The following is a 12,257-nucleotide window of genomic DNA, read 5'->3' on the forward strand; positions in this document are numbered from 1 at the left end:
CTCCCGGCTGTAAGAGTCTGCCGTCTGGCGAAGAGTTACTCTTCTTCCAGCTCGATATTGATGCCCAGCGAGCGGATTTCTTTCAACAATACGTTGAAGGACTCCGGCATGCCTGGTTCCATACGGTGATCGCCATCCACGATGTTTTTGTACATCTTGGTACGGCCGTTTACATCGTCGGACTTGACGGTAAGCATTTCCTGCAATGTGTACGCGGCGCCATAAGCTTCCAACGCCCACACTTCCATCTCACCGAAGCGCTGACCACCGAACTGAGCCTTACCACCCAGCGGCTGCTGAGTAACCAGGCTGTAAGAACCGGTAGAACGCGCATGCATCTTGTCATCAACCAAGTGGTTCAGTTTCAGCATGTACATGTAGCCGACAGTAACCTGACGTTCAAATTGCTCGCCGGTACGGCCGTCAAACAGAGTAATCTGACCAGAAGTTGGCAGACCACCTAGCTGTAACAGTTCCTTGATCTCTTTCTCTGTCGCGCCGTCGAAGACTGGTGTTGCAATTGGCATACCTTTTTTCAGGTTCTCAGCCAGACGCAATACTTCGTCATCGGTGAAGGTGCTCAGATCAACTTTCTGACAAACGTTGTCGCCCAGATCGTAGGCTTTCTGGATGAACTCACGCAGTTTGGCAACTTCTTCCTGCTTCTTCAGCATGGCGTTGATTTTCTCGCCAATGCCTTTCGCTGCCATCCCTAAGTGGGTTTCCAAAATCTGACCGATGTTCATACGCGATGGTACGCCCAGCGGGTTCAGAACGATGTCTACCGGCGTACCGTTTTCATCGTAAGGCATATCTTCGATCGGGTTAATTTTGGAGATAACACCTTTGTTACCGTGACGACCGGCCATCTTGTCACCCGGTTGAATCTGACGTTTAACCGCCAAATACACCTTGACGATCTTCAGCACGCCTGGTGCCAAATCATCACCTTGGGTGATCTTACGACGCTTGGCATCCATCTTCTTCTCGAATTCGGATTTCATTTCGTCGTACTGCTCTGCCAACTGTTCCAGTTGGTTTTGCTTGTCTTCGTCGGTCAGGCCCAGTTCGAGCCAACGATCACGTGGTAACTTGCTCAGCTTGTCAGCTTCGATGCCACCAGAAACCAGTACTGCATGGATACGTGCAAACAGGCCCGCTTCCAGGATCTGCAACTCTTCAGTCAGGTCTTTCTTAGCCTGCTTCAGTTGCATCTCTTCGATTTCTAACGCACGTTTATCTTTTTCTACACCGTCGCGAGTAAAGACTTGTACGTCAATAACCGTACCGGAAACACCGTTTGGTACACGCAGAGAAGAGTCTTTAACATCAGACGCTTTCTCACCGAAGATCGCACGTAACAGCTTCTCTTCTGGCGTCAGTTGGGTTTCACCTTTAGGTGTTACCTTACCAACCAGAATGTCGCCGCCAGTCACTTCAGCACCGATATACACGATACCGGACTCATCCAGTTTGGACAGTGCAGCTTCACCCACGTTCGGGATATCAGCCGTTATCTCTTCTGGCCCCAGCTTGGTGTCACGGGACACACATGCCAGTTCTTGAATGTGGATGGTGGTGAAGCGATCTTCTTGTACCACGCGCTCGGAGACCAAGATGGAGTCTTCGAAGTTGTAACCGTTCCAAGGCATGAACGCTACGCGCATGTTCTGACCCAATGCCAGTTCGCCCAGATCTGTTGATGGGCCATCTGCCAGCACGTCGCCGCGCTCGATTGGCTCACCCAGATTCACACACGGCATCTGGTTGATACAGGTGTTCTGGTTTGAACGGGTGTATTTGGTCAGGTTATAAATATCAATGCCTGCTTCGCCCGGATACATTTCGTCTTCGTTAACTTTAATAACGATACGGGATGCATCTACGTATTGAACCGTACCGCCACGTTTGGCTACAGAGGTTACCCCTGAGTCAACCGCTACTGCACGTTCCATACCAGTACCCACCAGCGGCTTATCAGCACGCAGAGTAGGAACCGCCTGACGTTGCATGTTCGCACCCATCAATGCACGGTTGGCGTCATCGTGTTCCAAGAATGGAATCAGAGAAGCACCAACAGACACCACCTGTTGAGTGGAAACGTCCATATAGTCTACTTGGTCGCGGCTAAACAGGCTTGATTCGCCTTTGCTACGACAAGTGACCAAGTCTTCAATGAAGCGGCCGTCTTCGTCCAGGTTGGAGTTCGCCTGAGCGATAACGAAATTGCCTTCTTCAATAGCAGACAGGTAGTTAATTTCATCGGTCACCACACCATCGCGTACGCGACGATAAGGTGTTTCCAGGAAACCATACTCGTTGGTCTGTGCGTAGACAGACAAGGAGTTGATCAGACCGATGTTTGGACCTTCTGGCGTTTCGATTGGACATACGCGACCGTAGTGAGTCGGGTGTACGTCTCGAACTTCAAAGCCAGCACGTTCACGGGTCAAACCGCCCGGGCCCAATGCAGAGATACGGCGTTTATGCGTAATCTCAGACAACGGGTTGTTCTGGTCCATAAATTGTGACAACTGGCTGGAACCGAAGAACTCTTTCACCGCCGCCGAAATCGGCTTGGCGTTGATCATGTCCTGAGGCATCAGAGTGTCGAGGTCACCCAGAGACAAACGCTCTTTAACTGCACGCTCAACACGAACCAGACCTACACGGAACTGGTTTTCAGCCATTTCACCAACGGAACGAATACGACGGTTGCCCAAGTGGTCGATATCATCCACTTCGCCGCGACCATTACGGATATCGATGAGCTTTTTCATCACTTCGGTGATGTCTTCTTTGCTCAGGATACCGGAACCTTCGATTTCGTCACGCAGCAGGGAACGGTTGAACTTCATCCGGCCAACCGCTGACAAATCATAGCGGTCTTCAGAGAAGAACAGGTTCTCAAACAGATTTTCAGCAGCTTCACGTGTTGGTGGCTCACCAGGACGCATCATGCGGTAGATCTCAACCAAGGCGCTCAAACGATCGCTGGTTGGGTCAACACGCAGGGTCTCGGAGATATAAGCACCGTGATCCAGGTCGTTGGTGAACAATGTTTCGATATGCTTGTGGCCAGACTGGCTCAGTTTAGCCAGTAAATCCAGTGACAGCTCCATGTTGGCTGCACAGATAAGCTCACCGGTGTTCGTATCGATATAGTCTTTTGCAACCACTTTACCAGCAATGTATTCAACCGGAACTTCGATGCGATCAATGCCGTCTTTTTCAAGCTGGCGAATATGACGCGCAGTAATACGACGCGCTTTCTCGACGTAAACTTTGCCATTCGCTTCAATATCAAAGGATGCCGTTTCACCGCGCAGGCGCTCTGGAACTAATTCCATCTGCAGCTTGTTGTCACGAATCTCAAAGACCACTTTCTCGAAGAACAGATCCAAGATCTGTGCAGTGGTGAAACTCAATGCGCGCAGAATGATGGTTGCAGGCAATTTACGACGACGGTCAATACGGACAAACAGGTTGTCTTTCGGGTCAAACTCGAAATCTAACCATGAACCGCGGTAAGGGATGATACGTGCGTTGTACAGCACTTTACCCGATGAATGGGTTTTACCCTTATCACTGTCAAAGAATACGCCAGGGCTACGGTGTAGCTGAGATACGATAACCCTCTCAGTACCGTTAATGACAAAGGTACCGTTTTCGGTCATGAGTGGAATTTCACCCATGTAGACTTCTTGTTCTTTGATGTCTTTGACCGTACCTTCAGGAGCTTCGCGCTCATAGATTACCAGACGCAGCTTAACGCGTAGCGGTGCGGAATAGGTCACACCACGGATCTGGCACTCTTTAACATCAAATACAGGTTCACCAAGACGGTAGCTAACGTATTGCAGCTCCGAATTGCCACTGTAGCTCTGAATTGGAAAAACAGAACGGAATGCTGCTTCCAGACCGTGCTGCCCTTCGGGATCTTGCTCGATGAATTTCTGGAACGAGTCAAGTTGGATAGAAAGGAGATAAGGTATGTCCAGAACTTGTGGACGTTTACCAAAATCCTTACGAATACGTTTTTTCTCGGTATAGGAGTAAACCATAGGGTTCCTCAGCTCGCTGAAAAGTCGACCCACTCTGTCTGCCCCGAACATAGGACAGTTCATGCAACACTATTATTTAGAATGAGAAGTTGAAACACTTCTCGAAATACTCTTTTCTATCACTCTTAAACCATTTCATCGCGTTACTTTGACTACCGAGCTACCCGAGTGGGTCGTAGCTGAGAACGCAGTATATTAAGTCGTAAATAGAAAGGAATATTGGGGGGTTAGTCAGCCGCTAAACAGTGTGAAATGCGACTAACGCCCTACAGCGCAAAAAGGCTGATGACTAAAAAGTCACCAGCCATCAGCCTATAAGTTAGGCTGCGAACTCAAAGCTAAACTTACTTGATCTCAACAGAAGCACCAGCTTCTTCCAGAGATTTTTTCAGAGACTCAGCTTCGTCTTTGTTCACGCCTTCTTTCAGAACTGCAGGTGCAGACTCAACCAGATCTTTAGCTTCTTTCAAGCCCAGGCCAGTTGCGCCGCGAACAGCTTTGATTACTGCAACTTTGTTGTCGCCGAATGAAGCCAGAACAACGTTGAATTCAGTTTGTTCTTCTACAGCTTCAGCAGCAGCAGCAGGACCTGCAGCAACAGCAGCAGCTGAAACGCCGAATTTCTCTTCCATAGCAGAGATCAGTTCAACGATTTCCATTACAGACAGAGCTGCAACGCCTTCCAGAATTTGGTCTTTAGTGATAGTTGACATAACAAGTGTTCCTAAAATACAGAAATAGTTTATACGTTAAAAAGCAGTGACTGACAAAAGTGAGGGCGATTAAGCCGCTTCAGCTTCTTTCTGATCACGCAGCGCAGCCAGAGTACGAACCAATTTGCCAGCAGCGGCTTCTTTCATGGTTCCCATCAGACGTGCGATTGCTTCTTCGTAGGTTGGCAGAGTTGCCAGGCGGTCGATCTGAGCCGCAGGGATTAACTCGCCTTCAAAGGCTGCTGCTTTAACCTCAAATTTTGCATTATCTTTAGCAAATGCTTTGAACAGACGAGCAGCTGCGCCCGGGTGTTCAGAAGAGAATGCGATCAAGGTTGGACCAACAAACGTGTCTTTCAGGCATTCGAATTGAGTGCCTTCAACAATGCGGCACAGCAAGGTGTTACGAACAACTTGCATGTGAACGCCAGCTTCACGACCTGCTTTACGCAGTTCAGTCATTTTGTCAACGGTAACGCCACGAGAATCCGCAACAACCGCAGACAGCGCACCTTTGGCTACTTCTTTAACTTCAGCAACAATCGCTTGTTTGCCTTGAAGATTTAGTGCCATTAGTTCTTGCTCCTGGATTAACCGGAGAGTAATTCCCCGGAACTCACGTCACCCAATCCACTACAAAATGCAATGAACGGGCGTTGAAACACGGTGAGCAGAATTCAGCAAGGACAATTCTTTATAGGAAAGAAAAAAATGCTTTAGGTTCTGTCACCGTCTACGCAGGAAATTAAGTGTCTTACGACACACCTGCGGTCTTGGACGGAGGCTTGGATAAGGCCAAGCTCCAACCGAAAATTCTGGTGTTCTGCTGATAAGTAACCCCATCAACAGAAGCATGGGCGTAAGATTCTAGACAAACCTTACGCCCACGTAAAGCGATAAAATCAATTCGTGATTAGATCACTACTGCTGACAGACCGCTTTGATCGATTGCAACGCCAGCACCCATGGTGGTGGAGAGGCTGATTTTCTTGATATAAACGCCTTTCGCTGTAGCAGGTTTAGCACGCTTCAGCGCAACAACCAGAGATTCTAAGTTTTCTCTCAACTTATCTGAGTCGAAATCAACTTTACCAATGGTAGTGTGGATAATACCGTTTTTGTCGTTGCGATAACGAACCTGACCTGCTTTAGCATTCTTAACTGCTTCAGCAACGTTAGGAGTAACAGTACCCACTTTAGGGTTAGGCATCAGGCCACGTGGACCCAAGATTTGGCCCAATTGACCTACAACGCGCATTGCATCTGGGGAAGCAATAACAACGTCGAAGTTCATTTCGCCTTTCTTGATCATATCAGCCAGATCTTCCATACCTACCAATTCAGCGCCTGCTTCTTTCGCAGCTTCAGCGTTTGCACCCTGAGCGAAAACAGCAACGCGTACTGAACGGCCAGTACCATGTGGCAACACAGTTGCACCACGAACGTTCTGGTCAGATTTACGTGCGTCGATACCGAGGTTAACGGCAACGTCTACACTTTCTACGAATTTAGCAGTAGCCAGCTCTTTCAGCAGGGCAACAGCTTCGTTGATATCGTATTGCTTAGTCACATCAACTTTGTCACGGATCACGCGCATGCGCTTGGTCAGCTTAGCCATTTATTAACCCTCCACTACCAGGCCCATGGAACGAGCAGTACCTTCGATTGAACGCATCATGTCGTCAATTGAAGCACCAGTCATATCCGCAGCTTTGGTTTCTGCGATTTCACGGACCTGAGCACCGGTCACAGTCCCTACTTTGTCTTTGTTCGGCTTGCCAGAACCAGACTTAATACCTGCCGCTTTTTTCAGCAGAACTGCTGCTGGCGGGGTTTTAGTAACGAAAGTGAAAGAGCGATCAGAATAAACAGTAATAACAACAGGGATCGGCAGGCCTTTTTCAATGCTTTCAGTCTTAGCATTGAACGCTTTACAGAATTCCATGATGTTAACACCCTGCTGACCCAAAGCTGGACCAACTGGTGGACTTGGGTTCGCCATACCAGCTGCTACTTGCAGCTTGACATAGGCTTGTACTTTCTTAGCCATTTACGATTTCCTCGATTTGGGTAGTATCGCCTCGCGTTCGAGGCTCCCCGTGTTTTGTCTCGCTATTATTTACGATGAAATAAGTTGCCACTGATGACAAAAAGCAAGACATCTAAAAACAAAAGGCGCGAAATTATATTTTAATTTCGCGCCTAAGACAAGACTCAAATTTCAATCACTGCTGAAAAATGAATCAGCCTTTTTCTACCTGACTGAAATCCAGCTCGACCGGTGTTGCACGGCCAAAGATAGAAACAGATACTTTCAGGCGGCTCTTCTCGTAGTCCACTTCTTCAACAACACCGTTAAAGTCGGCAAATGGACCATCGCTGACACGCACCAGTTCACCTGGTTCAAACAGTGTTTTAGGACGTGGTTTATCACCCACTTGTTGAAGACGATTCATAATCGCATCAACTTCTTTATCACTGATTGGTGCAGGGCGATCGGATGTACCACCGATAAAGCCCATTACACGTGGCACGCTACGCACTAAGTGCCAGCTGGCATCGTTCATCACCATCTGGACCAGTACATAGCCTGGGAAGAATTTGCGTTCACTTTTACGACGTTGACCACCACGAATTTCGACGACTTCTTCCGTTGGAACCATGACTTCGCCAAACAGCTCTTCCATGTCATGTAACTTGATATGCTCACGCAGCGATTGAGCTACGCGGCCTTCAAAACCGGAAAACGCCTGAACGACGTACCAACGCTTTTTTGGTGCTTCAGACATCTTAGAACCTCAGGCCAGTAATAAATGATACCAGGCGGACTAGGATACCATCTAGCCCCCATAGAATCAGTGACATTACAGCAGTTACCGCAGCAACGATTAACGTTGTATGCAGAGTTTCCTGACGGGTAGGCCAAATCACTTTACGCACTTCCGTGCGTGCTTCACGAGCAAACGCTACAGTGGCTTTACCTTTTGCCGTCATCAATGCAACAGCACCGGCAACAGCGATAATTACTACAACTGCCAACGCACGCAACGGCAGGCTGTAATCACGGAAATAATAGTTACCAACAATAGCTGTAACTAATAATACAGCAACGATTAGCCATTTAGCCGTTTCCAGGCCGCGTCCGCTCCCTGGAGCCTCGGTATTCGCACTCATAAACCAACCTGTCACTATGATTCAGAACAACAACTTTGCTTCGCATCGCAAAGCAAACCAAGCCGAAGGATGCTCTAGAGACTCTCTAATCGGCACCACTCGGCACTATTCGCCGTATTTCCAGAGCCCATCTCACCAGTAATTATGATGAAAAAACCACTGATGAGATAGGTTCTAGCATGACAACGTAGAAAAAGGGCATCAAATGATGCCCTTTTATCGCATGTCGCGTCAAATCTTATTCAATGACTTTAGCAACAACGCCGGCACCTACCGTACGGCCGCCTTCACGAATTGCGAAACGCAGACCATCATCCATTGCGATAGGCGCAATCAGGTTAACAATCATTTGAATGTTATCACCTGGCATCACCATCTCAACGCCGTCTGGCAATTCAATAGTACCGGTTACATCCGTTGTACGGAAGTAGAACTGAGGACGGTAACCTTTGAAGAACGGAGTATGACGGCCGCCTTCGTCTTTGCTCAGAATATAAACTTCTGATTCGAATTTAGTATGTGGCTTGATAGAACCTGGCTTAGCTAATACCTGACCACGCTGTACGTCATCACGTTTAGTACCACGCAGCAGAACACCAACGTTCTCACCCGCGCGGCCTTCGTCCAGCAGTTTGCGGAACATTTCAACGCCAGTACATGTTGTTCTAATGGTATCGATAATACCAACGATTTCAACTTCTTCACCAACTTTAACAATGCCACGCTCTACACGGCCAGTGACAACTGTACCACGGCCTGAGATAGAGAATACGTCTTCGATTGGCAGCAGGAATGGTCTATCGATTGCACGCTCAGGCTGTGGGATGTAGCTATCCAGTGCCTCAGCTAATTCAATAATTTTTGCTTCCCATTCTGGCTCGCCTTCTAACGCTTTCAGCGCTGAACCACGGATAACGGGAGTATCGTCGCCAGGGAAATCGTATTGAGACAGAAGTTCGCGGACTTCCATTTCTACCAATTCCAGCAATTCTTCATCGTCAACCATGTCACACTTGTTCAGGAAGACCAGGATATAAGGAACACCAACCTGACGACCTAACAAGATGTGCTCGCGAGTCTGTGGCATCGGGCCATCAGTTGCAGCAACAACCAAAATCGCGCCGTCCATCTGAGCAGCACCGGTTATCATGTTTTTAACGTAGTCGGCATGCCCTGGGCAGTCAACGTGCGCATAGTGGCGCGACGGGGTGTCATATTCAACATGTGACGTGTTGATGGTGATACCACGCGCTTTCTCTTCCGGAGCGTTGTCGATCTGGTCGAATGCACGAGCACTACCGCCGTAGGTTTTAGCCAGTACGGTGGTGATTGCAGCAGTTAGGGTAGTTTTACCATGGTCAACGTGGCCAATAGTACCCACATTAACGTGCGGTTTTGTACGTTCAAACTTTTCTTTAGACATCGATTGTCCCTCTAAGACACGGAATCGGTGGTTTCACCACATCAACCAAGCGCATGCTTGCTGAATCCATAACACAGAAAGAAAACCAGGGGACGAGAGAATGAGAAATGGTGCTGATAGGCAGATTCGAACTGCCGACCTCACCCTTACCAAGGGTGCGCTCTACCAACTGAGCTATATCAGCACATCTTGGAGCGGGCAGTGGGAATCGAACCCACATCATCAGCTTGGAAGGCTGAGGTAATAGCCATTATACGATGCCCGCATCTTAGAACTCGGCTACCTGACTTAATCTGCAGAAATTTGAAAGGAAGGGCTTGGCCACTTCACTCTTCATCGAGAGCGGTGCTCTCGCCTTGAGTGTGTATTAGGAGTTCGATCTTCTGAATCACCCTGAGACTCAAGGTTAAATATGGTGGTGGGGGAAGGATTATTCGTCACTTCGCTCCTCACCCTTCGGGCCGCCGCTGCGCGTCGTTGACTCGCTACGCTCGGCTCGAACCTTCGTCGAAGGTTTTCACCTTCCCCTTAAGTGACTCATTTAGATTCATGACACTGAATCGGCTTGAGACTCAAGAGTAAATATGGTGGTGGGGGAAGGATTCGAACCTTCGAAGTCGATGACGGCAGATTTACAGTCTGCTCCCTTTGGCCGCTCGGGAACCCCACCTAAATTTTAGTACTTGAATGGTGCCGGCACCAAGAGTCGAACTCGGGACCTACTGATTACAAGTCAGTTGCTCTACCAACTGAGCTATGCCGGCATCAAGTGCAGCGCATTCTAGGTAGAGCGAGCTTATGATGCAACAAAAAAATTGCATAAGTCGACCTTTCGCTCACAAAACAGCCACTTTTTAAAAGCCAGATGTATTATTAACCATAGTTAGCTCATTTCACATCCAGCACACCCGCTTTTGTAATCAACGCCATGAATGAAAAATTCCCCCTTAAATGAGTTCACCTCTCATTGTGCCACCAATTTTAGTACCACTGACTGAGTATAAATTTAGTTTTGCGCCTCAAAAAAGGGAGAGTGCCCCAATTGAGTGCATCTCGTCTAAAAAAATATTGCTCCAATGAGGGTAATCACACTACTCATATTTGGCTTGTTTATTGCTTAAACATAGACATAAGCATAGACCAGCAGCGGTTGAGGAGTTTTATCATGAAGATAGTTTTACTTAATGCGGCAACATTGCCTATATATCGCAGTGAGCTGGCAAGTTTACTGATTGATGCCGTAGCTCATGGGGCATCTGTAGGCTATGACTCCCGCTCTCTGTCGCAGAAAGAAGCTGAGAGCTATTACGATGGTCTGCGCCCGGCCATCGCCAAAGGAGCATTACTATTATGGATAGCACGCGATGAGATGGGGATTACTGGAACTATCCAATTAGACCTTTGCCAAAAGCCAAATGGTTTAAATCGAGCCGAAGTGCAGAAATTATTGGTGCATAGCCGTAGCCGTCGTACTGGTATTGGGCACAAATTGATTCTCGCGATGGAGAGTACCGCGGTTCAACTACGCCGTGGATTGCTATATCTCGATACTCAAGCAGGTTCTCCTGCTGAATCTTTTTACCGTGCACAAGGTTATCGTTGCATGGGAGAAATTCCGGATTATGCCTGCACACCCGATGGCAGCTATCATCCGACCGCAATCTATTTCAAACGTTTATTTTCAGTAAATCAATCACATACTGCCATAGCCAGTTGATGACAGTGATTGTTATCTATAAAAAGGGTAGAACCTACCATCTGTGTTCTTAATTGATTGGAATAGCAACGTACATCAAATAAATCACTCACTAAGCACAAAAATGTCTACGCCAAAAAGCAAGCTGCCTATAATATGCAGCTTGTTTCTTATCTGGAGTTGGCGTCCAGCGCCTTTCCCAACCTGCGTTAACAGGCAGAATTTGGCTTATGACAAAAAGAGATCAATCTTTAGCGACGCCTTATCTACAGTTCGATCGTACTCAGTGGGCAGCCTTGCGCGACTCAGTACCATTGACACTAACAGAAGAAGAAATCGTTAAACTCAAAGGGATTAACGAAGACCTTTCATTAGATGAAGTGGCACAGATATACCTGCCACTTTCGCGCCTGCTTAACTTTTATATTAGTTCTAATTTGCGGCGACAGGCGGTTCTGGAACAATTCCTTGGAACTGATGGCCAGCGTATTCCCTATGTCATTGGCATTGCAGGCAGTGTTGCTGTCGGTAAAAGCACCACCGCGCGCTTACTGCAAGCGTTACTGAGCCGCTGGCCGGAACATCGCAGTGTAGAACTGATTACAACAGATGGTTTTCTTTATCCCAATAAAGTCCTGAATGAGCGCGGGCTGATGAAGAAAAAAGGATTCCCACAATCCTATGATATGCATAATCTGGTGAAGTTTGTCTCAGAAGTAAAATCAGGGACAGGTTATGTTACGGCGCCGGTTTATTCTCATTTAATATATGATGTTGTCCCTGACGGTAATAAGATCATCAAGCAACCTGACATTCTCATATTAGAGGGCTTAAATGTTCTACAAAGTGGAATGGATTACCCTCATGATCCGCACCATGTATTTGTCTCTGATTTTGTAGACTTCTCTATATATGTCGATGCCCCTGAAGATTTACTTCAAAGTTGGTATATAAACAGGTTCCTTAAGTTTAGACAGGGTGCATTTTCCAATCCTGATTCTTATTTCCATAATTATGCTAAATTGCCTGAAGCAGAGGCAATCAAGATTGCCACTCAATTATGGAAAGAGATTAACGGATTGAATTTAAAGCAAAATATACTACCAACGCGTGAGCGTGCCAGTCTAATAATGACTAAAAGTGCCAACCATGCCGTTGAGAGTGTACGTTTGAGAAAATAGCCAAGT

10 protein-coding genes, 4 tRNA genes and 1 other RNA gene are annotated in these 12,257 nt (G+C 47.5%); 2 read left to right on the plus strand and 13 right to left on the minus strand.

Annotation, left to right across the window (positions count from 1 at the left end):
* Positions 1-35: 35 nt before the first annotated feature.
* The 13 genes from rpoB to V1955_RS20660 form a co-directional block, all read right to left on the minus strand.
* Positions 36-4,064 carry a DNA-directed RNA polymerase subunit beta gene (gene rpoB, locus V1955_RS20600; protein WP_083162047.1) on the minus strand — a complete coding sequence of 1,343 codons (4,029 nt, stop codon included), beginning with the start codon at positions 4,062-4,064 and terminating at the stop codon, positions 36-38.
* Positions 4,065-4,408: 344 nt separating this feature from the next.
* Positions 4,409-4,777, minus strand: a complete 369-nt coding sequence (gene rplL / locus V1955_RS20605) for a 50S ribosomal protein L7/L12 (protein ID WP_004876762.1) — start codon at positions 4,775-4,777, stop codon at positions 4,409-4,411.
* Between the two features lie 69 nt (positions 4,778-4,846).
* A complete protein-coding gene (gene rplJ / locus V1955_RS20610; protein ID WP_083162045.1) occupies positions 4,847-5,350 on the minus strand; it encodes a 50S ribosomal protein L10 in 504 nt (167 codons plus the stop codon).
* Positions 5,351-5,690: 340 nt separating this feature from the next.
* On the minus strand, positions 5,691-6,395 hold the full coding sequence (gene rplA / locus V1955_RS20615; RefSeq protein WP_049614735.1) for a 50S ribosomal protein L1: 705 nt from the start codon (positions 6,393-6,395) through the stop codon (positions 5,691-5,693).
* Positions 6,396-6,398: 3 nt separating this feature from the next.
* Positions 6,399-6,827, minus strand: a complete 429-nt coding sequence (gene rplK / locus V1955_RS20620; protein ID WP_004712403.1) for a 50S ribosomal protein L11 — start codon at positions 6,825-6,827, stop codon at positions 6,399-6,401.
* Between the two features lie 193 nt (positions 6,828-7,020).
* Entirely contained in the window at positions 7,021-7,566 is a 546-nt protein-coding gene (nusG, locus tag V1955_RS20625; RefSeq protein ID WP_002210671.1) for a transcription termination/antitermination protein NusG, read from the minus strand.
* Position 7,567: 1 nt separating this feature from the next.
* Complete coding sequence (gene secE, locus V1955_RS20630) at positions 7,568-7,951, minus strand: preprotein translocase subunit SecE (protein WP_005192343.1); 384 nt, start codon at positions 7,949-7,951, stop codon at positions 7,568-7,570.
* Between the two features lie 238 nt (positions 7,952-8,189).
* Positions 8,190-9,374: an elongation factor Tu gene (tuf, locus tag V1955_RS20635; RefSeq protein ID WP_042568960.1), complete on the minus strand. Its 1,185-nt coding sequence runs from the start codon at positions 9,372-9,374 to the stop codon at positions 8,190-8,192.
* Positions 9,375-9,482: 108 nt separating this feature from the next.
* Positions 9,483-9,558, minus strand: a tRNA-Thr gene (locus V1955_RS20640).
* 6 nt (positions 9,559-9,564) lie between these two features.
* Positions 9,565-9,639, minus strand: a tRNA-Gly gene (locus tag V1955_RS20645).
* A 148-nt stretch (positions 9,640-9,787) separates the two neighbouring features.
* A non-coding RNA gene (locus V1955_RS20650) (RtT sRNA) lies at positions 9,788-9,915 on the minus strand.
* Between the two features lie 44 nt (positions 9,916-9,959).
* A tRNA-Tyr gene (locus V1955_RS20655) sits at positions 9,960-10,044 on the minus strand.
* Positions 10,045-10,062: 18 nt separating this feature from the next.
* A tRNA-Thr gene (locus V1955_RS20660) sits at positions 10,063-10,138 on the minus strand.
* Positions 10,139-10,539: 401 nt separating this feature from the next.
* Between V1955_RS20660 and V1955_RS20665 the strand changes: the two genes are divergently transcribed.
* Entirely contained in the window at positions 10,540-11,091 is a 552-nt protein-coding gene (locus V1955_RS20665) for a GNAT family N-acetyltransferase (RefSeq protein ID WP_083162043.1), read from the plus strand.
* A 209-nt stretch (positions 11,092-11,300) separates the two neighbouring features.
* Entirely contained in the window at positions 11,301-12,251 is a 951-nt protein-coding gene (gene coaA, locus V1955_RS20670; protein WP_083162041.1) for a type I pantothenate kinase, read from the plus strand.
* Positions 12,252-12,257: the final 6 nt, after the last annotated feature.

The organism is Yersinia sp. 2545 StPb PI, from assembly GCF_052217125.1.
In the GTDB taxonomy this organism is placed as follows: Bacteria; Pseudomonadota; Gammaproteobacteria; order Enterobacterales; family Enterobacteriaceae; genus Yersinia; species Yersinia enterocolitica_E.